Raw genomic sequence first — 24,598 nt, forward strand, 5'->3', positions numbered from 1 at the left:
GTGGATCATGTTTGACGAAATGGTAGCCAGGCCATCGCGTTTAAATAGAAAAATAATTGCGTAACTTACTGAAAATAAAGTATTAAATAAATTTTAAAAATACAAATATATTTTAATGACAGGCGATTGCGCGCGTTTTTAATTCAAGCGGTGTTATAAATTAATATCTTATATGTTAAGTAAAATAATGGAATGTGGCGGAAGGTATTTTTATTACAGCTAATGTTTCATTGAGATAGAGGAAAATTATGGCACCAGATAAATCCAGTGCCATGTTGAGCTATCTGTTTCCAGCGTCAGGCGTTATGCCTTACGCTTTTTTCCAGTAATGACGTTTGGCAGCTTGCAGTTTTTCGTATGCAGCAAGCAGGGATTGATGAGCCGGAAATGCCTGCAACTCTTCATCCACAGCCTGAAGCCCATTAAACGGATTCTCACCACTGATAGCGGCGGAAGCCGCTTCCATTGCGTTCTCACCATACATACGCAGGAAGGCGTGATGATATTGCAGCGGATCGCGCTCATCTTCCATTGCCAGTAACAGCAGGGTCTGCAGGCAACGATAGTAATTAGCCCGCTCTGGCGTAAAGATTGAGCTATTAAACTCCATTGTCCATTCTGTCCAGATCAATGCCTGATCCAGATCGCCGCCCGCCAGCGCCAGCATCGCTTTTAGTTCGCCAATACGCAGCGTGTACCAGCCGTTGTCTTTACCGGTTGCCAGACCCAGCAGCTCGCGAACACGGGTGAAGTCGTCAAAACCTTCATCATCCAGCTGTCCAATCAGATCCAGATACTCTTCCGGATTCCAGTTGCTGTCAGGCAGGGCAAGCAGGGTTGCACGGATGCCAGCACCCATGCTGTTATTCGCCAGGAACAAATCTTCCGCCGGGTAGATATCAGACATGCCAGGTACGATAATGCGGCAGGCATAAACACCCAGGTGCTCGTAGTCAGCGATATAGACTTCCTGATCTTCTGAAGCGAAGATCGCCATCAGCGTAGCAAATTCCTGCTCGGTGCTGCCTGCGAAAGACCAGTCGACAAAGGGATAATCCGCCGTCTCTTTAAACAGATCCCAGGAGATAAGACCGCTTGAATCGATGAAGTGTGTTTCGAGGTTGGCATGTTCAGCCACTTCTTCGTCATCAAAGGTCGGTGGTGTAAACACATCCAGATCTTTGAGGCTGCGACCCTGCAGCAACTCGGTGACGGTACGCTCCAGCGCCACACCGAAATCAGGATGCGCACCAAATGAGGCAAAGCAGGTGCCGTTGGTCGGGTTAAACAGTACCACACAAATAACCGGATATTTGCCACCCAGCGAGGCGTCATAAGCGTAAATCGGGAAGCCTTCTGCTTCAAGGCGCGCAATCGCTTCAATGACGTCAGGATAGCGCTGCATCACCTCATCAGGAATCGCTGGCAGGCTGATTGCTTCCGCAATAATGCGGTTTTTAATGTAGCGCTCAAACACTTCTGAAAGCCCCTGAACACGGGCTTCATTTGCGGTGTTACCTGCAGACATGCCATTTGAAACATAGAGGTTGCCGATAATGTTCATCGGAATATAGACAGTGTGCTGATCGGACTGGCGGGTAAAGGGCAGAGCGCATATACCACGCTCAGCATTGCCGGATTGCAAATCAATGAGGCCGGAAGCCGTCAGAGCATTGTCGGCATCGTAAAACGCGTGCAGGCGCGCATCCAGAATGCCTTCAGGTAAGGAATCATCCTCTGGTAACGCAAACCATTTTTCATTGGGATAGTGAACAAAATCACCGTCAGCGATCTTTTTCCCCAGCCAGAAGTCAGCAAAAAAATAGTTAGTAGAGAGACGCTCGAAATACTCACCCAGTGCAGAGGCCAGTGCCGCTTTTTTACTGGCGCCTTTACCATTGGTAAAACAGAGCGGGCAATCGCGGTCGCGGATATGCACTGACCAGACGTGGGGGACAGGATTCAGCCAGGAGGCTTCTTCAATGTTAAAGCCAAGATCCTGCAGCTTGTTCTGGAAACGCGCGATGGAGTCTTCCAGTGCGGCATCTTTGCCCGGGATAAATGTTTGCGTCATAGTGCCGCTCTCTCTGTTGTCATAGGGTGCGTAAAGCGCGCCATGATACGGATTTTGCTAACTGACCGCTATCAGGGCGGGACATTTTTACTGGCTTAGTTTACCGACGTAGTTTTCATCACAGCGGCACTCTGGCCAAACGCAAATTGATGGCGCTGGATAAAGCCTCACAAAATTCCGTTGAGATTTACATTGGTAACATAACCTCCGGCGAGCCGGATTCAGAAAATGTGACCGCACCCTGATTTATGATTGCAGCTATCAGAATGCAGTGATAAAACCGGATGGTTATTCATAACCGTTCGATATGACAGTGGTGAGGGGAAATGACGCAAGTTTATAATTTTAGCTCTGGCCCGGCGATGCTACCGGTTGAAGTCCTTCGTCGTGCAGAACAGGAGCTGACGAACTGGCGCGGTCTGGGTACCTCTGTAATGGAGATCAGTCACCGCAGTAAAGAGTTTATTCAGGTGGCTGAGGAAGCGGAGCAGGACTTCCGTGATCTGCTAAAAATACCGGCTAATTACAAAGTTTTATTCTGTCATGGCGGCGCGCGTGCGCAGTTCGCTGCAGTACCGGGTAATCTGCTCGGGCAAGCGACCAGCGCCGACTATGTCGATGGCGGCTACTGGGCACACAGTGCAATTAAAGAAGCGGAAAAGTATTGTTCTCCGCGTACGCTGGATGTGAAAACCACTCGCGATGGTAAACGTGCCATTCTGCCGATGAGCGAATGGCAGGTGAGTGAATCGTCTGCTTATCTGCATTTCTGCCCGAATGAAACTATCGATGGCATCGCCATTGATGAACAGCCCGATTTCGGCAATAAAACTGTTGTCGCTGACTTCTCATCTACCATTTTGTCACGTCCGATCGATGTGAGCCGCTATGGCGTGATTTATGCGGGTGCGCAAAAAAATGTCGGTCCGGCCGGGTTAACGCTGGTTATCGTTCGCGACGATCTGCTGGGTCAGGCGCACGCCTCTGTACCTTCAATTCTTGATTACAAAGTGCTGGCCGATAATGATTCGATGTTTAATACCCCGCCAACATTTGCATGGTATCTCTCAGGCCTGGTGTTTAAATGGCTGAAAGAGAAGGGCGGTGTGGCCGAAATTGATCGTATCAATCAGGCAAAATCTGACCTGCTTTATGGCGTTATCGATCACAGTGGCTTCTACCGTAACGATGTGGCTAAAGAAAATCGCTCGCGCATGAATATTCCTTTCCAGCTGGCGGATGCGTCGCTCGATGCACTGTTCCTGGAAGAGTCATTTAAGGCAGGATTGCATGCGCTTAAAGGCCATCGTGTAGTAGGCGGTATGCGCGCCTCTATTTATAATGCGATGCCGCTGGAAGGTGTGAAGGCGCTGACCGATTTCATGGTCGACTTTGAACGCCGTCACGGCTGATTATTAAGATATCAGCGTTGATGCTGATGCCAGACCTCGTCATAGGGCGAGGTCTCTGTATTTTTTGAGGATTTCGTTTCACATGCAGGACTCCCTGACTCTCCAACCGATCGCGCGCGTCGATGGCACCGTAAATCTGCCCGGCTCAAAAAGCGTTTCCAATCGCGCATTGCTGCTGGCTGCGCTGGCTGAAGGTACCACCCGTCTCACCAACCTGCTCGACAGCGATGATGTTAAGCATATGCTGAATGCGCTGACCGCGCTGGGCGTAAGCTATACGCTCTCCAGCGATCGCACCGTGTGTGAAGTGACGGGAAATGCCGGGCCACTGCACTCCTCTCAACCGTTGTCGCTGTTTCTGGGCAATGCCGGAACCGCAATGCGTCCTCTGGCCGCTGCACTCTGTTTGGGCGAGCACGATATCGAGCTGACCGGCGAACCCCGCATGAAAGAGCGTCCAATCGGGCATCTGGTTGATGCACTTCGTCAGGGGGGAGCAAGTATTGAGTACCTGGAAAACGAAAGTTATCCGCCGCTGCGTTTACGCGGTGGTTTCACCGGGGGGGAAGTCAGTGTAGATGGCAGCGTCTCCAGTCAGTTCCTGACAGCACTGCTGATGACCGCGCCGCTGGCACAGCAGGATACCTGCATCACTATCAAAGGCGATTTGGTTTCCAAACCTTATATTGATATCACACTCAATCTGATGCAGTGCTTTGGCGTCGGGGTTGAGAATCAGAACTATCAACGCTTCCTGATTAAGGGACAGCAACAGTATCAGTCACCGGGCGATTACCTGGTTGAAGGCGATGCCTCTTCCGCCTCCTATTTCCTGGCTGCCGGCGCAATAAAAGGTGGCACGGTTCGCGTCACCGGTATCGGACGCCAGAGTGTGCAGGGCGATATCCGTTTCGCTGATGTGCTGGAAAGGATGGGTGCGGTAATTGAGTGGGGCGATGATTTCATTGCCTGCACGGCCGGAAAACTGCAGGCCATTGATATGGACATGAACCATATCCCGGATGCTGCCATGACCATCGCGACCACCGCGCTGTTTGCCGACGGCACGACCCAGTTACGTAATATTTATAACTGGCGGGTAAAAGAGACTGATCGACTGAGCGCAATGGCTACAGAGCTGCGTAAAGTGGGGGCGGAAGTTGAAGAGGGCCATGACTATATCCGTATTACACCGCCAGCATCGCTGATTCATGCTGATATTGGTACCTACAACGATCACCGCATGGCAATGTGTTTTTCGCTGGTTGCCCTTTCCGATACACCAGTAACTATTCTCGATCCTGGCTGTACAGCGAAAACCTTCCCGGACTATTTTGTTCAGCTGGCTAAAATCAGCCAGCACGCCTGATATCGCCTTTCCGGTGCGGTTCCGCACCGGGTCTCCCCCTGATTTAATCTGGCTGTAACCTGACCGATATCCTCTGAATTGACTAACATTTCGAACCCGGTCAGTGCGAAAGGGTAACCAAGCCTTGCTATGCAGCGTATAATGCTAAGCATTAAGGGTGACCTGAAGGTCATAATGCACGCAGCAACAGGAGGGAATAATGACAGTAACTGCCCCGGTCATAACTATTGATGGGCCAAGTGGAGCGGGAAAGGGAACCCTGTGCAAAGCGATGGCAGAATCGCTGCAGTGGCATCTGCTGGACTCTGGTGCTATTTATCGCGTGCTGGCGTTAGCGGCATTGCATCATCAAGTGGACATTGAATCTGAAGAAGCGCTGGTGCCGATTGCTGCACATCTTGATGTGCGCTTTTTGTCACAAAATGGTGAAATGCAGGTCATACTTGAAGGTGAAGATGTTACCGGTGAAATCCGCACTCAGGAGGTCAGCAACACCGCCTCACGTGTCGCTGCCTTTCCGCGGGTGCGCGAAGCGTTATTGCGCCGTCAGCGCGGTTTCCGTGAGATGCCGGGCCTGATCGCTGATGGCCGCGATATGGGCACCGTGGTTTTCCCGGATGCGCCAGTAAAGATTTTCCTTGATGCCAGCCCGGAAGAGCGTGCTCAGCGACGTATGCTACAGTTGCAGGGAAATGGCTTTAATGTTAACTTTGACCGCCTTTTAGCCGAGATAAAAGAACGCGACGACCGCGATCGTAACCGCGCAATTGCGCCTTTAGTCGCTGCTGCCGATGCACTGGTTCTGGACTCTACAGAGATGTCTATCGACCAGGTCATTGAAAAAGCGCTACACTATGCCCGCAAGAAGCTGGGCATTCCGGCTTAACTGAATTTATCACCCTGTACCACGGATCCGGTGCCGGGCATGTGAAACAACCCCATCCGACATGAAGTCAGATGGACGTTAAATTGAAGAATCCTGAAGATTATCAATATGACTGAATCTTTTGCTCAACTATTTGAAGAATCCTTAAAAACAATCGAAACCCGCCCGGGTTCTATCGTTCGTGGCATCGTCGTTTCTATCGACAAAGATGTCGTTCTGGTTGATGCGGGTCTGAAATCTGAATCTGCAATTCCTGCAGAGCAGTTCAAGAACGCAGCCGGCGAACTGGAAATCCAGGTAGGCGACGAAGTTGATGTTGCTCTGGATGCAGTGGAAGACGGCTTCGGTGAAACCCTGCTGTCCCGTGAGAAAGCTAAGCGCCATGAAGCATGGATCACGCTGGAAAAAGCTTACGAAGACGCTGAAACTGTTACCGGTGTTATCAACGGCAAAGTTAAAGGCGGCTTCACAGTTGAGCTCAACGGTATCCGTGCGTTCCTGCCAGGTTCACTGGTAGATGTGCGTCCGGTGCGCGATACGCTGCACCTGGAAGGCAAAGAGCTTGAGTTCAAAGTCATCAAGCTGGATCAGAAACGCAATAACGTCGTGGTTTCACGTCGTGCGGTTATCGAATCCGAAAACAGCGCAGAGCGCGATCAGCTGCTGGAAAACCTGCAGGAAGGCATGGAAGTTAAAGGTATCGTTAAGAACCTCACTGACTACGGTGCATTCGTTGATCTGGGCGGCGTTGATGGCCTGCTGCACATCACTGATATGGCATGGAAACGCGTTAAGCATCCAAGCGAAATCGTTAACGTTGGCGACGAAATCACCGTTAAGGTGCTGAAGTTCGACCGCGAGCGTACCCGTGTTTCTCTGGGTCTGAAGCAGCTGGGCGAAGATCCATGGGTTGCTATCGCTAAACGCTATCCGGAAGGCACTCGCCTGACCGGTCGTGTTACCAACCTGACTGATTATGGCTGCTTCGTGGAAATCGAAGAAGGCGTTGAAGGTCTGGTACACGTGTCTGAAATGGACTGGACCAACAAAAACATCCATCCGTCTAAAGTTGTTAACGTAGGCGATGTTGTTGAAGTTATGGTTCTGGACATTGACGAAGAGCGTCGTCGTATCTCCCTGGGTCTGAAACAGTGTAAATCTAACCCATGGCAGCTGTTCGCTGAGACGCACAACAAAGGCGATCGTGTTGAAGGTAAAATCAAGTCAATCACTGACTTCGGTATCTTCATCGGCCTGGACGGCGGCATCGACGGTCTGGTTCACCTGTCTGACATCTCCTGGAACGCGACCGGCGAAGAAGCCGTTCGTGAGTACAAAAAAGGCGATGAAATCGCTGCCGTTGTACTGCAGGTTGATGCAGAGCGCGAGCGTATCTCTCTGGGCGTTAAACAGCTGGCAGAAGATCCGTTCAACAACTACATCACTCTGAACAAGAAAGGTGCCATCGTCACCGGTAAAGTGACTGCAGTTGATGCTAAAGGTGCTACAGTTGAATTAGCAGACGGCGTTGAGGGTTACCTGCGCGCTTCTGAAGCTTCACTGGACCGCATTGAAGATGCAACTCTGGTTCTGAACGTTGGCGACGACGTTGAAGCTAAGTTCACCGGCGTTGATCGTAAAAACCGTGTCGTAAGCCTGTCTGTCCGTGCGAAAGACCAGGCTGATGAGAAAGAAGCTATCAATACTGTTAACACCAAACAGGAAGAAGGCAATTTCTCTAGCGCTATGGCTGAAGCGTTCAAAGCGGCTAAAGGCGAGTAATCGACCTGAAGCACCGGGTGGGCAACCACCCGGTTTCGGTAAAAGCTGTCATACATTCCTACAGGGATAAACCGGAGGTTACATGACCAAGTCAGAACTGATCGAAAGACTGGCGGGACAGCATACTCATATACCGGCGAAAGTCGTTGAGGATGCAGTAAAAGAGATGCTTGAGCATATGGCCACTACGCTGGCACAAGGCGAACGCATCGAAATCCGGGGATTCGGCAGCTTTTCTTTGCACTATCGCGCTCCGCGTACTGGACGTAACCCGAAAACGGGTGACAAAGTGGATCTGGAAGGTAAATACGTTCCCCACTTTAAGCCAGGCAAAGAACTGCGCGATCGCGCAAATATCTACGGCTAAGCCGATACCGAACCAGATAAACGACATCTCCGGATGTCGTTTTTTTTTGCCTGCTATCCAGGTTGAGACCTGACATCCAGATTACGGTCATCCACACTGCAATGCCGCGCTCTCCTTGCGAAACGGCTCCAGCCTCACTCATTGTCCACTGTTAATTTCTCCCCAATTGCCCAGAATAATCGAACTGAATCAATGGATATGATTATGCTGACATGGACCATTCTGGCGCGACTGGCGATCGTTGCAACGTTACCGCTACTGCTGATGGCGCGGCTGCCTTCCGGTGAGACGATTCTGCTGCTTGTCCTCGTGGGTCTGGCTCTGCTGCATTGCGCTTACCCGCCGCTTCGTCTGACCGGTATCACTCTGCTGTTTCTGGCATGGGCCTGTAACGACGCCCGTCTGATGGTGCGGGATATCGAAAAGTTCTCGGCGCGTCCTGCCACCTACACCCTTCAGATCAGTGAACTGCGAAAAGAGCGGAAGCAAATCCGGGTTCGTCTGCTTGAAGAACAGGGCAGGATGATATTCCCGCCTCGCTTTGCCTGGCTCTTTTTCGATACTGATCCAGAGATTTACTGTCCGGGCCAGCGCTGGACCATGCACCTCCGTCTGCGACCGGTCCATGCCCGCCTTAATGAAGGCGACTTTGATGCACAGCGTTTTGCACTCGCGAATAATACGCCGCTTCAGGGGCGGATCCTTAAACAGGATGCTATCAGCGATCGCTGTGATGGCCGCTGGCGATTTATTGTAGGGCACCGTGACAGGACCCGTGAAATGCCTTCGCGTGGCACGCTGGAGGCGCTGGCATTTGGTATCCGGGAGGAAATGAGCCCACAGACGCGCCAGCTACTGCGTGATACCGGCACGGCGCACCTGATGGCGATATCGGGCATGCATATTGCCCTGGCAGCCAGCACTGGCTGGGTGCTTGCGCGAGGCGTGCAGTTTATATTGCCAGCCCGCTTTATCGGCTATCTTTTTCCCCTCATCGTGAGCTGGCTGTTTGCAGCAATCTATACCTGGCTTTCAGGGGCGCAGCCTCCTGCAGCCCGTTCTCTGCTCGCCCTGACGCTATGGACGATAACACGGCTTGCGGGTGTTCAGCTGAACAGCTGGCAGATCTGGACGTTCTGTATTGCGTTGCTGCTGGTGATGGATCCACTGACCGTGCTGTCTGACAGCTTCTGGCTTTCGGTACTGGCTGTCGGCATGTTGCTGGTCTGGTATCACTGGTTCCCGCTGCCTGCACAGTTCCGCCATCAATGGCGCTGGATTCCGGTACAGCTACTGCATTTGCAGGCGGGCATGATGATTTTAATGGTGCCGTTGCAGGTGGCGATTTTCAACGGCATCAGCCTGACTGCGCTGGTGGCGAATGTTGTCGCGATTCCGGTCGTCTCGTTTATTACCATGCCTCTGGTGACGCTCGCCCTGCTGCTACCGGTGGCGCATTTATCTGGCTTCTTCTGGGGAGCGGCCGATCTCTCTTTACGCGCACTGTTTCATTGCCTGACGTTGCTGCCACCAGGCTGGTGGCCGCTGAGTGGCACAACCTGGTTTACGGTCATGGTATGGGGTGGCCTGATTCTCTGGCGTGCGCAGCTCTTCTTCTCTCTGCCACTAAGCAGCTGCGCGTTAGCGCTGGCGATGATACTGAGTCGCCAGCCAAATCAGGAGCAGGGCTGGCGCATCGATATGCTGGATATCGGGCACGGTCTGAGTCTGGTGATCAGCCAGGGCGACGAGGCCGTAATGTATGACACCGGCCCGCGCTGGCAGAACGATAATGCGGGGAGTCGGGTGATCATTCCGTGGCTGGAGCGCAGGCAGTTACGGTTAAAACAGGTCATCCTGAGTCATAAGCATCTGGATCATACTGGCGGGCTGGAGGCGATTACGCAACGCTGGCCAGCGGTTGACGTCAGAAGTGCGCTGGCTGATGAGGCACACTTACCCTGCGTACGGGGCACGCAGTGGCGCTGGCGGCAGCTCCACTTTCGGGTGGTCTGGCCGCTGACGGCCCCCCTGCCGGGCGGAAATAATGACTCCTGTGTGGTGATCGTCGATGATGGTCAGGTTCGTCTGATGTTAACCGGTGACATTGAAGCGAAAGCGGAACGCCAACTGGTGGCGCTGGAGAAGCAGGGGCTGAAGGTCGATATTCTGCAGGTCCCGCACCACGGCAGCCGTACTTCGTCGACCTCATTGCTGCTGCGTAAAGCCGCAGGCCACACCGCTATCGCCTCGCTGGCACGCTACAATGCATGGCGTATGCCCGCGAAAAATGTGCTGGAAAACTATCGAACGGCCGGTTTTCAGTGGCTGGATACGGGCCAGTCAGGACAAATCAGTATCAGGATAGCGCAGGGCAGAGCGCAGGTTTCGACCTTGCGGGATCAATTAATGCCCCGTTGGTATCATCAGTGGTTTGGCGTCAAACGCGAATCCAGGTAGAATGGCCGGCTATTTCCAACAGCGTGAATAAATAATGCATCAAGATAAAGATCTCTCTACGTGGCAGACGTTTCGCCGACTCTGGCCGATGATCGCGCCTAATAAAGCGGGATTAATTGCGGCCTCAGTCGCCCTGATTATTAATGCTGCGGGCGACGCCTTAATGCTCTCACTGTTGAAACCGTTACTGGATGATGGTTTTGGTAAAGCTGACAGATCGGTGATGCTGTGGCTGCCGTTAGTGGTTATTGGCCTGATGCTGGTACGCGGAGTCACCAGTTATATCTCCAGCTACTGCATCTCCTGGGTCTCTGGCAACGTCGTGATGAACATCCGCCGTCGTCTGTTCAGCCATATGATGGGCATGCCGGTTTCGTTTTTCGACCAGCAGTCAACCGGCACCCTGTTGTCACGCATTACTTACGATTCTGAGCAGGTCGCCTCCTCTTCTTCGGGCGCGCTGGTCACCGTAGTGCGTGAAGGGGCTTCCATTATTGGCCTGTTTATCATGATGTTCTACTACAGCTGGCAACTGTCGCTGATCCTGATTGTACTGGCACCTATCGTCTCCTTTGCTATCCGCACCGTCTCTAAGCGCTTCCGCACCATCAGCAAAAGTATGCAGAACACTATGGGGCAGGTGACAACCAGCGCCGAGCAGATGCTGAAAGGGCACAAAGAAGTGCTGATTTTTGGCGGACAGGACATTGAATCGGAGCGCTTTTCCCGCGTCAGTAACCGGATGCGTCAGCAGGGAATGAAACTCGTTTCAGCCTCCTCCATTTCCGATCCGATTATTCAGCTGATCGCGTCGCTGGCACTGGCTTTTGTGCTCTATGCTGCCAGCTTCCCCAGCGTCATGGATACCCTGACAGCCGGTACCATCACCGTGGTTTTCTCCTCGATGATTGCCCTGATGCGCCCGCTTAAGTCTCTGACCAACGTCAACGCCCAGTTCCAGCGTGGGATGGCGGCCTGTCAGACACTGTTCTCTATTCTGGATAGTGAGCAGGAAGTGGATAACGGTACGCGCGAAATCACCCGTGCTAAAGGGGATATTGAATTCCGTGATGTGACCTTTACCTACCCTGGTCGTGAAATTCCGGCCCTGCGCAATATCAATCTGTCGCTGCCGGCAGGAAAAACGGTGGCGCTGGTGGGCCGTTCCGGTTCCGGTAAGTCTACGATGGCGAGTCTGCTGACCCGCTTTTATGACATCCAGCAGGGCGAAATCCTGCTGGACGGTCATGATCTGCGTGAGTACAGCCTGCGCTCATTGCGTAATCAGGTGGCGCTGGTGTCACAGAATGTGCACCTCTTCAACGACACGATTGCCAATAACATCGCGTATGCCCGCAGTGAGCAATACAGTCGTGAAGAGATCGAGCAGGCGGCCACCATGGCGCATGCCATGGACTTTATCAATAAAATGGATAAGGGTTTGGATACGATGATTGGCGAGAATGGCGTGCTGTTATCTGGCGGTCAGCGTCAGCGTATCGCCATTGCCCGTGCGTTGCTGCGTGATTGTCCGATCCTGATCCTCGATGAAGCGACCTCTGCACTGGATACCGAGTCAGAACGCGCGATTCAGTCTGCACTGGATGAGTTGCAGAAGAACCGTACCTCGCTGGTAATTGCGCACCGCCTTTCTACCATTGAGAAAGCGGATGAAATCGTGGTGATCGAAGATGGTCAGATTGTTGAACGCGGAACGCATCAGGTGCTGTTAGCAGAACGCGGCGCCTATGCACAGCTGCATAAAATGCAGTTCGGCCAATGATTGAACGTATCTGGAGTGGTCGCTCACCGCTATGGCTACTGCTATGGCCATTCAGCCTGCTGTATGGCGCGATCACGGCCCTGATACGCTTCAGTTACAGGCGCGGCTGGCGTAAAAGCTGGCGTGCGCCTCTGCCGGTCGTGGTGGTGGGTAACCTGACTGCCGGCGGGAATGGAAAGACGCCGGTGGTCATCTGGCTGGTCGAGGCGTTACAGCAACGTGGCCTGCGCGCTGGCGTCGTCTCCAGAGGGTATGGCGGCAAGGCGGACCACTATCCTTTGCTGGTCACGGCGCAGACCCCCACGCAACAGGCCGGTGATGAACCGGTACTGATCGCCCAGCGCACCGGAGCGCCGGTTGCGGTTGCTCCCAAAAGGCGACAGGCGATTGAAGCGTTACTGAAGCAGGGGCCGCTGGATGTGATCATCACGGATGATGGCCTGCAACATTACGCCCTGCAGCGCGATCGCGAAATCGTGGTGGTTGATGGGGTCCGTCGCTTTGGTAATGGCTGGTGGTTGCCTGCCGGTCCGATGCGTGAACGTGCCGATCGTCTGCGGCAGGTGGATGCCGTCATCATTAATGGCGGTAAGGCCCTGGGTGACGAGATTGCGATGCAACTTCAGCCCGGACTCGCCACCAATCTGCTGACCGGGGAAACCCGCGCACCTGAGCAACTGGGCGCAGTGGTTGCCATGGCCGGTATTGGTCATCCTCCGCGCTTTTTCACCACGCTGAAACAGCAGGGTATTACGCCGGTTGCAGAGATCGCCTTTGCCGATCATCACGCCTACAGTGAAGATGAGCTGACACGATTATTACAGACGGGTCAGCAGCTATTAATGACTGAAAAGGACGCAGTGAAATGCCGTCACTTTGCGCAGCCTGACTGGTGGTATCTGCCGGTGGACGCCCATTTAACCGGTAAAGCCGTAACGCCGTTACTGGACGATATTGAACAACGCTGCCGTCGTCGGCTCTGATAGCCACACCCACTCAGGTGAAGCCTGATAAGGAAGAGGATGAACACCCCGCATTCACTTTCGTTACAGCAAGCACGTCATCTTCATCTCGCCGCGCAGGGCCTGCTGCGCCCTACGGCAAAACGCGCGGTTTATCAGGATCTGATTAGCTGCATCTCCCGCATGTCACTGCTGCAAATTGATACCATTCATGTGGTGGCACGCAGTCCTTATCTGGTGCTGTTCAGTCGCCTGGGGAACTATCCTCAGGCATGGCTGGAACAGGCGCTGGCCCAGGGCGAACTCTTCGAGTACTGGGCGCACGAAGCCTGCTTTATTCCCCGCGCCGATTACAGACTGCTTCGTCATCGCATGCTCTCTCCTGAACGTCTGGGCTGGAAATACAATGCGCAATGGGTTGCTGACCACCAGCAGGCGATTACCGAATTACTGCAGCTGATTCAGCAAAACGGCCCGGTGCGCGCCGCCGATTTCACCCATGCCGATAACCCGAAGTCGGGCTGGTGGGCATGGAAACCACACAAACGCCATCTGGAAAATCTGTTTAGCGCCGGTGAGCTGATGGTCGCGGAACGCCGTAACTTTCAGCGTGTCTATGATCTGCGCAGCCGCGTCATGCCCGACTGGCAGGATGCGGTGCATGGCATCAGCGAAGCCGAGGCCACCCGACAGATGCTGATGAACAGCGCCCGTAGCTTAGGGATTTTCCGCGCGGCCTGGCTGCCGGACTACTATCGCCTTAAACGAGCACCCCTGAACGACTTTATCGCTGATGCCCAGGCCGCGGGCGATCTGGTCGCCGTCGATACAGAGGGGCTGGGTGAGATGTGGCTGCATCGTGACTACCTGCCATTACTGGAGACACCGCTGCAGGCGACGCACAGCGCGCTGCTGTCCCCGTTTGATCCGGTAGTCTGGGATCGCAAGCGTGCGCGGGAGCTGTTCAGTTTTGACTATCGTATCGAGTGTTACACCCCCGAGGAGAAGCGTAAATTTGGCTATTTCGTTTTGCCCATCCTTCATCGTGGTCAGATAAAAGGACGGCTCGATGCCCGTATGCTGCGTCAGGCAAAACAGCTGGAGATTAAAAAACTCTGGCTGGAAGAGACGACCCGCATCACGGCGCGCTTTGTGGTGGATATCCGGCGTGCAATTGAGCGCTTCGCGGTCTGGCAGGGAGCAGAAAGCGTCGCTATTCTGCAGGCACCCGATGCACTCAACGATCACTGGCCAGCCCAGTGGCGGCTGGATTAATCAATTTTGCGGCAGCCGCTGCGGGAAGGCGTTTTACCCCATCCCGCCTGCGCTGCGCTATGGTATGCTTGATGCCTTAAGCATTCGGTTCCTGATGGAGGACATATGGATCATCGTTTACTCGAAATCGTTGCCTGCCCGGTGTGCAATGGCAAACTTTACTTCAACAATGCTCAGCAGGAGCTGATCTGCAAGCCTGATGGCCTGGCCTTCCCGGTTCGGGATGGTATTCCGGTGCTGCTGGAAACCGAAGCCCGTACTCTGTCAGTTGAAGAGATTCATCCATGAGTTTCACTGCCATCATTCCTGCGCGCTATGCGTCAACCCGGTTACCCGGCAAGCCGCTGCTCGATATTCACGGTAAACCGATGGTGGTGCATGTGATGGAACGCGCCCGTGAATCGGGTGCCAGTCGGGTCATTGTTGCTACCGATCATCCTGACGTCGCCAGAGCAGTGGAGGCGGCAGGCGGTGAAGTCTGCATGACCCGCGTCGATCACCAGTCCGGCACGGAGCGGCTGGCGGAAGTGATCGAAAAATATCAGTTTGCAGATGACGAAATCATCGTCAATGTGCAGGGTGATGAGCCGATGATCCCGGCAGAGATTGTGCGCCAGGTGGCGACCAATCTGGCGGGCTCAGCGGCCGGGATGGCAACGCTGGCGGTGCCAATAACCGATGTGGAAGAAGCCTTTAATCCGAACGCGGTGAAGGTGGTCATGGATGCGAATGGCTATGCGCTCTATTTCTCACGGGCCACCATTCCCTGGGATCGGGAACGCTATGCTGCCTCACGCGAGCAGATTGGCGATACGCTACTTCGTCACATTGGTATCTATGCCTACCGTGCCGGTTTTATTCGCCGCTATGTTGCCTGGGCACCTTGTCCTCTTGAACAGATTGAGCTGCTCGAGCAACTGCGTGTTTTATGGTACGGCGAAAAAATTCATGTCGCCGTAGCAAAAACCATTCCCAGCGTGGGTGTGGATACGCCAGACGATTTGCAACGCGTCCGCAATGCCATGCAGGCCTGATATACGGGGAGTCAGTCTCCCCGTTTCAGCGCAACGTTATTGATCCGCCGCTAAACTTATCGCCAGTACTTCCTTCAGGATATTATGATACTCATCTGAGGAGGATGCCGCATGGAACAGCTTAAATCAGAACTCACGCTGGCGCTGGGTGAAAGCATCAGCCGCCTCGAATTAATCAGTGAACATCCGCCCACCCGACTCTATGCCCTGTACGATAGGCAGGGGCACCCCATGCCGATGGTGGCAAAATATTTTCGTCATCAGGGGCGGGCAGCGCTGGAAGCCAGAAAGCTGGCATTACTGGGGCAGGCCGGATTGATCCCTGTGCCAGCGGTCTATGGTCTGGTGCTGAGCCAGCAGCCGCCGGTGCATGAAACGCTTCTGATGGCGAGACTGAATGGCGTGACGGCGGAGGCGCCTGCGCGGGATGCTCAGCGATGGCAACAGTTTTGCGAGCAGGCAGTCGAGGGTCTGCTGGCCTGGCACCGGCTCGACAGCCACGGTCTGGTCGGAACGGTAGACAGCACGCAGCAGAATTGCTGGCCGGCCTGGTATGCACAACGGGTTGAGGTATTGTGGTCGACACTCAGCTATCTGCGCCCACCCGGCTTCACGCTGGAAGATCGCCAGATTCTGTTCCGCTGCCGGTCACGTCTGGCGCATCTTTTCCACGACTTTGATGATCCCTGCGTGATGGTTCACGGCAACGTGCGGCTGCAGAGCATGCTGAAAAACAGCCGCAGTGACCAGTTAGTCGCGATGACACAGCCGGGCACGATTCTCTGGGCGCCCCGTGAATATGACCTGATCCATCTGGATACCTCACCTGCTGAGACAGCGCTGCTGCACGACTACCTGCAACGGGCACCCGTCTCTGAAGGCTTTGTCTGGCGCCGGTGGATTTATCAGCTGTGGGACTGCATCGAACATCTCGTGCAGACCGGCACGTTCAACCGCCCGCGTTTTGACCATGCCCGTGCGCAACTACTTCCCTGGCTCGGCTGAGTCGGGTTTCTCACCTTTAAGCCGGTGCAGTAACGTGCCCAGCGTTTCATACACTGCCCGTTCGCTGTGGCTCAGCCAGATCGATGACGGTATCGCGCGTTCCCAGCCATTCAGCGGCGAGGTAATCGCCAGCTGATTGGCAGGGGCAGCAATCGGCTTCAGACCGACCGCGTGGAAAAAGCGTATCGCCCGCGGCATATGATTCGCTGAGGTGACCAGCAGCAACGTGCGATCGCCTACTACCGTTTTGACCGCCTGCGCTTCATCCGCGGTATCACGAGGCTGGTCAAGAATCTGAAGGTGTTCGCGCGGTACGCCCAGACTTTCTGCCACCTGAGCGGCTACCCAGGCGCTGCTCTTCGGATTGGTGCCACCGGCAGCGCCGGTAAAAATCAGGGTCGACTGTGGATTGCGTTGCCATTGACGAATACCTTCCGCCACGCGTGGCAGACTGTTATTCAGCAGGTTTGAGCTGGGTGCCCATGCCGGGTTGAAGGTATAGCCTCCGCCCAGCACCACAATGTAGTCCACCTTCTCTGCACCGTTCCAGGTCGGATAGCGGTTATCCAGCGGCAAAAGCAGCCGATCGGCCAGCGGTTGCAGGCTCAGCAGCAGCAATAACAGCCAGCTGACAGAGATCACGGTTTTGCCGCTTTTTTGCCAGTCAGTAAACCAAAGCAGTAAAATGCCCAGCGCCATCAGCAAAAGCAGAAACGGCAAGGGTAAAAGCAGCCCGCCAATCACTTTTTTCAGGGTAAATAACATCTAAAACGCGTCCTGTTGTCCGAAAATAGAGCACCCGGAAGGGAAGATGGGGATGAAAGGTTCATTCTTCTGATGCCTGTGACAAAATAGCACAAGTCTCACCGCAGCATACCGGAGCGCATGCCATGCAGGATCGTAACTTTGACGATCTCGCGGATAAATTTTCGCAAAATATTTACGGCACCACCAAAGGGAAGATACGCCAGGCCATCCTCCGGGATGAGCTGGAGAAGATAGTGCCCGGCCTGTCACCGCACCCGCTATCGGTGCTGGATGCTGGCGGCGGTGTCGGCCAGGTCTCCAGCGGGCTGGCTGCACAGGGCCATCAGGTTCTGCTGTGCGACCTCTCTGCTGAGATGCTGCGCCGGGCCGCCGAAAATGCGGCGGCACAGGGTGTGAGCCACAACATGCAATTCAGACAAATTAGCGCGCAGCAGGTGGGCGAACATTTGGATAAGCCGGTGGATCTGGTATTGTTCCACGCTGTGCTTGAGTGGGTCGCTGAACCGGAGAAGGTGCTCAAAGCGCTGTTCGATCTGCTGCGTCCGGGGGGCGTCATGTCGCTGATGTTTTACAATCTCCACGGCCTGACATTGCGCACCTTAACGCTGGGTAACTTCGGCTATCTGCGCACCAACCTGACTAAACGCAAAAAGCGAACCCTGTCGCCTGACTATCCGCGCGACCCAGAGCAGGTCTATCGCTGGCTGGAGGCGTGTGGCTTTGTGATTGAGCAGCGTGCCGGGATCCGGGTATTCAGTGACTACATGAAACCGCCGAAAGGCGAGCCAAAAAGCGACGACGAAATTATTGAGATGGAGCGGCGTTACTGCCGTCAGGAACCCTTTTTAAGCTTAGGGCGCTACATCCATGTGACCGCGCGTAAACCGGGGCAGAAGGACGAATTATGAGTGAATTTTCCCAGACGGTACCTGAACTGGTCTCCTGGGCGCGCAAAAATGACTTTTCCCTTGCGCTGCCAGTGGAACGTCTGGCCTTTTTGCTGGCTATCGCCACCCTCAACGGTGAGCGGATGGATGGCGAAATGAGCGAAGGCGATCTGATTGACGCTTTCCGTCATGTCAGTAAAGCTTTTGAACAAACCCATGAAACCGTGTTGGTTCGTGCCAACAACGCCATCAACGACATGGTGCGTCAGCGTCTGCTCAACCGCTTTACCAGTGAACTCACCGAAGGCAACGCTATCTATCGCCTGACGCCGCTGGCGATCGGCATCACCGACTACTACATCCGTCAGCGTGAGTTTTCAACGCTGCGCCTGTCGATGCAGCTGTCAATTGTGGCCAGCGAGCTCAAGCGGGCAGCCGATGCCGCGCAGGAAAACGGTGATGAGTTTCACTGGCATCGCAATGTTTTCGCGCCGCTGAAATATTCGGTGGCGGAGATCTTCGACAGCATCGATATGACCCAGCGTCTGATGGATGAACAGCAGCAGGCGGTGAAAAACGATATCGCTGAACTGCTGAATAAAGACTGGCGCGCGGCGATCTCCAGCTGTGAAATGTTGCTCTCTGAAACCTCCGGGACACTGCGTGAACTGCAGGATACGCTGGAAGCGGCGGGCGACAAACTTCAGGAAAACCTGCTGCGTATTCAGGATGCCACGCTGGACAGCCCAGACCTGGGCTTCGTCGATAAACTGGTGTTTGACCTGCAAAGCAAGCTCGACCGTATTACCAGCTGGGGTCAGCAGGCGATTGACCTGTGGATCGGCTATGACCGGCACGTTCATAAATTTATTCGTACCGCCATCGACATGGATAAAAATCGCGTCTTTGCCCAGCGCCTGCGGGTATCGGTACAGAACTACTTCGACGCGCCCTGGGCGCTGACCTACGCCAATGCCGACCGCCTGTATGACATGCGCGATGAGGCGCTGACGCTGCGGAATGACGAAGTGATGGGCGAACTGCCGCCAGAGATGGAATACGAAGAGATTAATGAAATTCGCGAACAGCTGGCAGCGATGATTGAAGAAGCGCTGCAGGTCTACAAATCGCAACAAAAACCGCTCAACCTCGCGTCAGTGATGCGTGACTACCTGGCCCAGTATCCACGTGCCCGCCATTTCGACCTGGCGCGCATTGTGGTGGACCAGGCGGTACGCCTTGGCGTAGCGGAAGCTGATTTAGCCGGTTTGCCTGTGGAATGGCAAGCCATCAATGATTACGGAGCCAAGGTGCAGGCACATGTCATCGACAAATATTGAACAAGTGATGCCGGTTAAGCTGGCACAGGCACTGGCCAACCCGATTTTTCCCGCGCTGGACAGCCAGTTACGCGCCGGACGCCATATCGGAATTGAAGAGCTGGATAACCACGCTTTTCTGATGGACTACCAGTCATTTCTCGAAGAGTTTTACACCCGCTATAACGTTGAGTTAATTCGTGCGCCGGAAGGCTTTTTCTATCTGCGTCCGCGTTCAACCACGCTGATTCCGCGTTCTGTGCTCTCTGAGCTGGACATGATGGTTGGGAAAATTCTCTGCTACCTCTATCTCAGCCCGGAACGCCTGGCTAATGAGGGAATCTTCACCCAGCAGGAGCTGTATGACGAACTGCTCTCGCTGGCCGACGAGAACCGTCTGCTGAAGCTGGTTAATCAGCGTTCAACCGGTTCGGATCTGGATCGCACCAAGCTGCAGGAGAAAGTGCGCGCCTCTCTGAGCCGCCTGCGCCGTCTTGGGATGGTGTGGTTCTTCGGCAATGACAGCAGCAAATTCCGTATTACGGAATCGGTGTTCCGCTTTGGTGCCGACGTGCGTGGCGGTGATGATGCCCGTGAAGCGCAGCTTCGCCTGATTCGTGATGGCGAAGCCATGCTACTGGAAAATGCGACTGCACCGATCGACACAGATGAAAGTGAAGGGCAGGAAGGCGACAGTGAGAACGCAGAGGAAGAACAGGCATGATTGAGCGCGGAAAGTTTCGTTCGCTTACGCTGATCAACTGGAACGGTTTTTTTGCCCGTACCTTTGATCTTGATGAACTAGTGACCACACTGTCAGGCGGTAACGGTGCGGGTAAGTCCACCACCATGGCGGCATTTGTCACCGCACTGATCCCCGATTTAACACTGCTGCACTTCCGTAACACCACAGAAGCGGGCGCGACGTCGGGATCCCGTGATAAGGGTCTGCACGGTAAATTGCGGGCCGGCGTCTGCTACTCAATGCTGGACGTAGTGAACTCACGCCATCAGCGTGTGGTGGTCGGTGTCCGTCTGCAACAGGTGGCCGGACGCGACAAAAAAGTCGATATCAAGCCGTTCAGTATCCACGGTCTGCCAACCGACACTAATCCGACCGATATGCTGACGGAAGTGCTTAACAGCCGTCAGGCACGCGTCTTACCGCTGAATGAGGTAAAAGAACGGGTTGAGGCACAGGAAGGCGTGCAGTTCCGCGCTTATAACTCGGTGACGGATTATCACGCTATGCTGTTTGATCTGGGCGTGGTGCCGCGTCGTCTGCGCTCTGCCAGCGATCGCAGCAAGTTCTATCGCCTGATTGAAGCCTCGCTCTATGGCGGTATCTCCAGCGCCATCACCCGATCGCTGCGTGATTACCTGCTGCCTGAAAACAGCGGCGTGCGTAAAGCGTTCCAGGATATGGAAGCTGCGCTGCGCGAGAACCGCATGACGCTGGAGGCAATCCGCGTTACCCAGTCCGACCGCGACCTCTTTAAGCATCTCATCTCCGAGGCGACCAGCTACGTGTCGGCTGACTATATGCGTCACGCCAATGAGCGCCGTGGACATCTCGACAGCGCATTACAGCTGCGCAATGAGCTGTTCAGCAGTCGTAAGCAACTCGCTACCGAGCAGTATCGTCACGTGGAGATGGCGCGCGAGCTGTCAGAGCACAGTGGTGCAGAAAACGATCTTGAAGTCGATTATCAGGCCGCCAGCGATCACCTGAACCTGGTGCAGACGGCGATGCGGCAGCAGGAGAAGATTGAGCGCTACGATGCGGATATCGAAGATCTGACGCTGCGGCTGGAAGAGCAGACCGAAGTGGTTGCCGAAGCGCGCGAAATTCAGGAAGAGAATGAAGCGCGTGCTGAAGCGGCTGAGCTGGAAGTGGATGAACTGAAAAGTCAGCTGGCCGATTTCCAGCAGGCACTCGACGTTCAGCAAACGCGCGCCATCCAGTATCAGCAGGCCTTGCAGGCGCTGGAACGCGCCCGCACGCTGTGCCAGCTGCCCGATCTGACTATCGATAACGCGGCAGAATGGCAGGAGAGCTTCCAGGCTAAAGAGGAAGAAGCGACAGAACGCCTGCTGCGCCTGGAGCAGAAGCTGAGCGTGGCCGAAGCCGCGCACAGCCAGTTTGAACAGGCGCTGGCGCTGGTGACCAGCATTGCCGGTGATGTGACCCGTCAGGATGCCTGGCAGACCGGCCGCGAACTGTTGCGTGATGCCAGCAATCAGCGTCATCACGCCGAACAGCTCTCGTCGCTGCGTCTGCGGCTCAATGAGCTGGAACAGCGTCTGCGTGAGCAGCATGAGGCGGAGCGACTGCTGGCCGAATTCTGCAAGCGTCAGGGACAGCATTACGAAGCCGATGCGCTGGCTGGCCTGCAGCAGGAGCTTGAAGCGCAGATCGAACAGCTGAACAGCAGCGTCTCGGACGCCGGTGAGCAGCGCATGATGATGCGTCAGGAGCTGGAACAGCTGCGCGAACGCATCACCAGCCTGACAGCCCGTGCGCCACACTGGCTGGCGGCACAGGAGATCCTGACGCAGCTCAGTGAACAGACCGGTCAGGCGCTGAACAGCAGCCAGGACGTTACCGAATTTATGCAGCAACTGCTGGAGCGCGAGCGTGAAACCACCGTCGAGCGCGACGAAGTGGCGGCACGCAAACGTGATATCGAGCAGCAGATTGAGCGGCTCAGTCAGCCGGGCGGGGCGGAAGATGCGCGCCTGACCCAGCTGGCGGAACGCTTTGGCGGCGTATTACTCTCTGAGATTTATGATGATGTGACCCTGGATGATGCGCCGTACTTCTCGGCGCTCTATGGTCCGTCACGTCATGCAATCGTGGTGCCGGATCTCTCCCGCGTGCGTGAGATGCTGGATGGTCTGGAGGAGTGCCCGGAAGATCTCTACCTGATCGAGGGTGACCCGCAGTCATTCGATGACAGTGTCTTCAGCGTTGATGAGCTGCAGAATGCCGTCGTGGTGAAAGTGGCAGAGCGTCAGTGGCGCTACTCCCGCTTCCCGAAAATCCCGCTGTTTGGCCGCGCAGCGCGCGAAAATCAGCTGGAGCTGCTGCACCTTGAGCGCGACAAACTGGCTGAGCGTTACGCCACGTTGTCGTTCGATGTGCAGAAAACGCAGCGTCTGCATCAGTCATTCAGCCGCTTTATCGGCACGCATCTGGCCGTTGCCTTTGACGCCGACCCGGAAGCGCAGATCCGTCAGCTGGGCGCGCGTCGGGGTGAACTGGAGCGGGCGCTGAATCAGCATGAGAGCAATAATCAGCAGCAGCGTCAGCAGTATGAGCTGGCGAAAGAGGGCGTATCGCAGTTAAACCGACTGCTGCCACGCGTCAACCTGCTGCTGGATGACACGCTGGGCGATCGCTGCGAAGAGATCCGTGAGCAGGTCGATGCGGCTCAGGACGCGGCGCGCTTCCTGCATCAGCATGGCGCGAAGCTGGCGAAACTGGAACCGATCCTCGCCGTATTGCAGAGCGATCCGGAACAGCACGAGCAGTTACAGGCAGATTATCAGCAGGCGCAGCAGCAGCAGCGCAACGCGCGTCAGCAGGCCTTTGCGCTGACAGAGGTGGTGCAGCGTCGCGCCCACTTCAGTTATGACGACTCCGCCAGCATGCTCAACGGCAACAATGACCTTAGCGATAAGCTGCGTCAGCGTCTTGAGCAGGCTGAGGGTGAACGCAGCCGCAGCCGCGATCGCCTGCGTGAACATCAGGCGCAACTGACGCAATATGCGCAGGTGCTGGCTTCGCTGAAAAGCGCTTATGACGCCAAGCGCGACATGCTGAAAGAGTTGCAGCAGGAGATGCAGGACATTGGCGTCCAGGCTGACAGCAGCGCAGAAGAACGCGCGCGCGTTCGCCGCGATGAGCTCTACACGGCACTGAGCCACAATCGCGCCCGCCGCAATCAGCTGGAGAAACAGCTTACCTTCTGTGAAGCGGAGATGGATAATCTGCAGAAGCGCCTGCGTCAGCTGGAGCGTCAGTATCATCAGGTGCGTGAGCAGGTGGTCAGTGCAAAAGCGGGCTGGTGTACCGTCCTGCGTCTGGTGAAAGAGAATGGCGTTGAGCGTCGCCTGCATCGTCGTGAACTGGCTTACCTGAGCGGCGATGAGCTGCGCTCGATGTCGGATAAAGCGCTGGGTGCATTGCGTCTGGCGGTGTCGGACAACGAACATCTGCGCGACGTACTGCGGCTGTCGGAAGATCCAAAACGTCCTGAGCGTAAGATTCAGTTCTTTATTGCGGTCTATCAACATCTGCGCGAGCGTATCCGTCAGGATATTATTCGTACCGACGATCCGGTCGAAGCGATTGAGCAGATGGAAATCGAACTGAACCGTCTGACCGAAGAGCTGACCGCGCGTGAGCAGATGCTGGCGATCAGTTCACGCAGTGCGGCGAACATCATCCGCAAGACGATCCAGCGTGAACAGAACCGCATCCGCCAGCTCAACCAGGGGTTGCAGACTGTCAGCTTTGGTCAGGTCCGCAGCGTGCGGCTTAACGTGAACGTCCGTGAAACCCACGCTATGCTGCTGGATACGCTGTCAGAAGAGCATGAGCAGCATCAGGATCTGTTCAACAGCAACCGCCTGACCTTCTCTGAGGCACTGGCGAAGCTCTATCAGCGACTTAACCCGCATATCGACATGGGTCAGCGGACGCCGCAGACCATCGGTGAGGAGCTGCTCGACTACCGCAACTATCTGGAGATGGAAGTGGAAGTGAACCGGGGTTCCGATGGCTGGCTGCGTGCAGAAAGCGGTGCGCTCTCAACGGGTGAGGCGATCGGTACCGGTATGTCCATTCTGGTGATGGTGGTGCAGAGCTGGGAAGAGGAGTCCCGTCGTCTGCGCGGCAAAGATATTTCGCCATGCCGACTGCTGTTCCTTGATGAAGCAGCACGTCTGGATGCACGCTCCATCGCCACACTGTTTGAACTCTGTGAGCGACTGGAGATGCAGTTAGTGATTGCCGCGCCGGAGAATATCAGCCCGGAGAAAGGCACAACCTACAAACTGGTACGTAAGGTGTTTAATAACACCGAGCATGTGCATGTGGTCGGTCTGCGGGGTTTTGCTGCCGATCCTTCGCCGGTGCGTGCGGGAAGTGACGCAGATGCGCTGCCCGATTTAACCGCTGAAAATTCGCAGGCGGAAACGTAGTCAAAAA

General features: G+C 55.0%; 18 protein-coding genes. 16 read left to right on the plus strand and 2 right to left on the minus strand.

The features are described from left to right. Positions 1-310: 310 nt before the first annotated feature. Positions 311-2,074 (minus strand): 30S ribosomal protein S12 methylthiotransferase accessory factor YcaO, encoded by a 1,764-nt coding sequence (gene ycaO / locus AC6I8J_RS06350; RefSeq protein ID WP_497825181.1) that lies wholly within the window; start codon positions 2,072-2,074, stop codon positions 311-313. Between the two features lie 326 nt (positions 2,075-2,400). Between ycaO and serC the strand changes: the two genes are divergently transcribed. The 12 genes from serC (at position 2,401) to AC6I8J_RS06410 (ending at position 16,409) form a co-directional block, all read left to right on the plus strand. Further along, positions 2,401-3,486, plus strand: coding sequence for a 3-phosphoserine/phosphohydroxythreonine transaminase (gene serC, locus AC6I8J_RS06355; protein ID WP_161736096.1), 1,086 nt, complete (start codon positions 2,401-2,403; stop codon positions 3,484-3,486). Positions 3,487-3,568: 82 nt separating this feature from the next. After that, a complete protein-coding gene (aroA, locus tag AC6I8J_RS06360; RefSeq protein ID WP_260057774.1) occupies positions 3,569-4,855 on the plus strand; it encodes a 3-phosphoshikimate 1-carboxyvinyltransferase in 1,287 nt (428 codons plus the stop codon). Positions 4,856-5,054: 199 nt separating this feature from the next. Further along, positions 5,055-5,741, plus strand: a complete 687-nt coding sequence (cmk, locus tag AC6I8J_RS06365; RefSeq protein WP_440829431.1) for a (d)CMP kinase — start codon at positions 5,055-5,057, stop codon at positions 5,739-5,741. A 108-nt stretch (positions 5,742-5,849) separates the two neighbouring features. Further along, complete coding sequence (gene rpsA / locus AC6I8J_RS06370) at positions 5,850-7,523, plus strand: 30S ribosomal protein S1 (RefSeq protein WP_003849352.1); 1,674 nt, start codon at positions 5,850-5,852, stop codon at positions 7,521-7,523. A gap of 82 nt (positions 7,524-7,605) precedes the next feature. Next, positions 7,606-7,890 (plus strand): integration host factor subunit beta, encoded by a 285-nt coding sequence (ihfB, locus tag AC6I8J_RS06375; protein WP_003849360.1) that lies wholly within the window; start codon positions 7,606-7,608, stop codon positions 7,888-7,890. Between the two features lie 204 nt (positions 7,891-8,094). Next, entirely contained in the window at positions 8,095-10,350 is a 2,256-nt protein-coding gene (locus AC6I8J_RS06380) for a DNA internalization-related competence protein ComEC/Rec2 (protein ID WP_260057775.1), read from the plus strand. A gap of 34 nt (positions 10,351-10,384) precedes the next feature. After that, positions 10,385-12,133, plus strand: coding sequence for a lipid A ABC transporter ATP-binding protein/permease MsbA (gene msbA, locus AC6I8J_RS06385; protein WP_010669759.1), 1,749 nt, complete (start codon positions 10,385-10,387; stop codon positions 12,131-12,133). Continuing rightward, positions 12,130-13,116, plus strand: coding sequence for a tetraacyldisaccharide 4'-kinase (gene lpxK / locus AC6I8J_RS06390; protein ID WP_497825182.1), 987 nt, complete (start codon positions 12,130-12,132; stop codon positions 13,114-13,116). Before msbA ends, lpxK begins: the two co-directional genes overlap by 4 nt. Before the next feature lie 39 nt (positions 13,117-13,155). Continuing rightward, complete coding sequence (locus AC6I8J_RS06395; protein WP_161736092.1) at positions 13,156-14,370, plus strand: winged helix-turn-helix domain-containing protein; 1,215 nt, start codon at positions 13,156-13,158, stop codon at positions 14,368-14,370. Between the two features lie 105 nt (positions 14,371-14,475). Continuing rightward, positions 14,476-14,658 carry a Trm112 family protein gene (locus AC6I8J_RS06400; RefSeq protein ID WP_003849374.1) on the plus strand — a complete coding sequence of 61 codons (183 nt, stop codon included), beginning with the start codon at positions 14,476-14,478 and terminating at the stop codon, positions 14,656-14,658. Beyond that, positions 14,655-15,404, plus strand: a complete 750-nt coding sequence (kdsB, locus tag AC6I8J_RS06405) for a 3-deoxy-manno-octulosonate cytidylyltransferase (RefSeq protein WP_161736091.1) — start codon at positions 14,655-14,657, stop codon at positions 15,402-15,404. Before AC6I8J_RS06400 ends, kdsB begins: the two co-directional genes overlap by 4 nt. A 111-nt stretch (positions 15,405-15,515) precedes the next feature. Continuing rightward, positions 15,516-16,409, plus strand: a complete 894-nt coding sequence (locus tag AC6I8J_RS06410) for a phosphotransferase (RefSeq protein ID WP_497825183.1) — start codon at positions 15,516-15,518, stop codon at positions 16,407-16,409. Here AC6I8J_RS06410 and elyC read toward each other — a convergent pair. Then, the gene (elyC, locus tag AC6I8J_RS06415; protein ID WP_497825184.1) at positions 16,389-17,174 is read right to left on the minus strand and encodes an envelope biogenesis factor ElyC; all 786 of its coding nucleotides are present in this window, start codon (positions 17,172-17,174) and stop codon (positions 16,389-16,391) included. The two genes, AC6I8J_RS06410 and elyC, sit on opposite strands and share 21 nt — an antisense overlap. Positions 17,175-17,299: 125 nt before the next feature. Here elyC and cmoM point away from each other — a divergent pair, with 125 nt between their 5' ends. From cmoM to mukB, 4 genes are read left to right on the plus strand one after another with little or no spacing between them, the layout of a single operon-like run. Beyond that, complete coding sequence (gene cmoM, locus AC6I8J_RS06420) at positions 17,300-18,085, plus strand: tRNA uridine 5-oxyacetic acid(34) methyltransferase CmoM (protein ID WP_013357324.1); 786 nt, start codon at positions 17,300-17,302, stop codon at positions 18,083-18,085. Further along, a complete protein-coding gene (gene mukF / locus AC6I8J_RS06425; protein WP_013357325.1) occupies positions 18,082-19,404 on the plus strand; it encodes a chromosome partition protein MukF in 1,323 nt (440 codons plus the stop codon). The genes cmoM and mukF overlap by 4 nt, the downstream gene beginning before the upstream one ends. Continuing rightward, positions 19,385-20,107 carry a chromosome partition protein MukE gene (mukE, locus tag AC6I8J_RS06430; protein WP_147788446.1) on the plus strand — a complete coding sequence of 241 codons (723 nt, stop codon included), beginning with the start codon at positions 19,385-19,387 and terminating at the stop codon, positions 20,105-20,107. The genes mukF and mukE overlap by 20 nt, the downstream gene beginning before the upstream one ends. Further along, positions 20,104-24,591, plus strand: a complete 4,488-nt coding sequence (mukB, locus tag AC6I8J_RS06435) for a chromosome partition protein MukB (RefSeq protein WP_253421479.1) — start codon at positions 20,104-20,106, stop codon at positions 24,589-24,591. Before mukE ends, mukB begins: the two co-directional genes overlap by 4 nt. Positions 24,592-24,598: the final 7 nt, after the last annotated feature.

It is taken from the genome of Pantoea sp. X-Soil-ISGK-355 (assembly GCF_059730805.1).

Excerpts from the sequence above, each read along its gene's own strand:
- ycaO (WP_497825181.1), bottom strand. The coding sequence starts at position 2,074 with ATGACGCAAACATTTATCCCGGGCAAAGATGCCGCACTGGAAGACTCC.
- serC (WP_161736096.1), top strand. The coding sequence starts at position 2,401 with ATGACGCAAGTTTATAATTTTAGCTCTGGCCCGGCGATGCTACCGGTT.
- aroA (WP_260057774.1), top strand. The coding sequence starts at position 3,569 with ATGCAGGACTCCCTGACTCTCCAACCGATCGCGCGCGTCGATGGCACC.
- cmk (WP_440829431.1), top strand. The coding sequence starts at position 5,055 with ATGACAGTAACTGCCCCGGTCATAACTATTGATGGGCCAAGTGGAGCG.
- rpsA (WP_003849352.1), top strand. The coding sequence starts at position 5,850 with ATGACTGAATCTTTTGCTCAACTATTTGAAGAATCCTTAAAAACAATC.
- ihfB (WP_003849360.1), top strand. The coding sequence starts at position 7,606 with ATGACCAAGTCAGAACTGATCGAAAGACTGGCGGGACAGCATACTCAT.
- AC6I8J_RS06380 (WP_260057775.1), top strand. The coding sequence starts at position 8,095 with ATGCTGACATGGACCATTCTGGCGCGACTGGCGATCGTTGCAACGTTA.
- msbA (WP_010669759.1), top strand. The coding sequence starts at position 10,385 with ATGCATCAAGATAAAGATCTCTCTACGTGGCAGACGTTTCGCCGACTC.
- lpxK (WP_497825182.1), top strand. The coding sequence starts at position 12,130 with ATGATTGAACGTATCTGGAGTGGTCGCTCACCGCTATGGCTACTGCTA.
- AC6I8J_RS06395 (WP_161736092.1), top strand. The coding sequence starts at position 13,156 with ATGAACACCCCGCATTCACTTTCGTTACAGCAAGCACGTCATCTTCAT.
- AC6I8J_RS06400 (WP_003849374.1), top strand. The coding sequence starts at position 14,476 with ATGGATCATCGTTTACTCGAAATCGTTGCCTGCCCGGTGTGCAATGGC.
- kdsB (WP_161736091.1), top strand. The coding sequence starts at position 14,655 with ATGAGTTTCACTGCCATCATTCCTGCGCGCTATGCGTCAACCCGGTTA.
- AC6I8J_RS06410 (WP_497825183.1), top strand. The coding sequence starts at position 15,516 with ATGGAACAGCTTAAATCAGAACTCACGCTGGCGCTGGGTGAAAGCATC.
- elyC (WP_497825184.1), bottom strand. The coding sequence starts at position 17,174 with ATGTTATTTACCCTGAAAAAAGTGATTGGCGGGCTGCTTTTACCCTTG.
- cmoM (WP_013357324.1), top strand. The coding sequence starts at position 17,300 with ATGCAGGATCGTAACTTTGACGATCTCGCGGATAAATTTTCGCAAAAT.
- mukF (WP_013357325.1), top strand. The coding sequence starts at position 18,082 with ATGAGTGAATTTTCCCAGACGGTACCTGAACTGGTCTCCTGGGCGCGC.
- mukE (WP_147788446.1), top strand. The coding sequence starts at position 19,385 with ATGTCATCGACAAATATTGAACAAGTGATGCCGGTTAAGCTGGCACAG.
- mukB (WP_253421479.1), top strand. The coding sequence starts at position 20,104 with ATGATTGAGCGCGGAAAGTTTCGTTCGCTTACGCTGATCAACTGGAAC.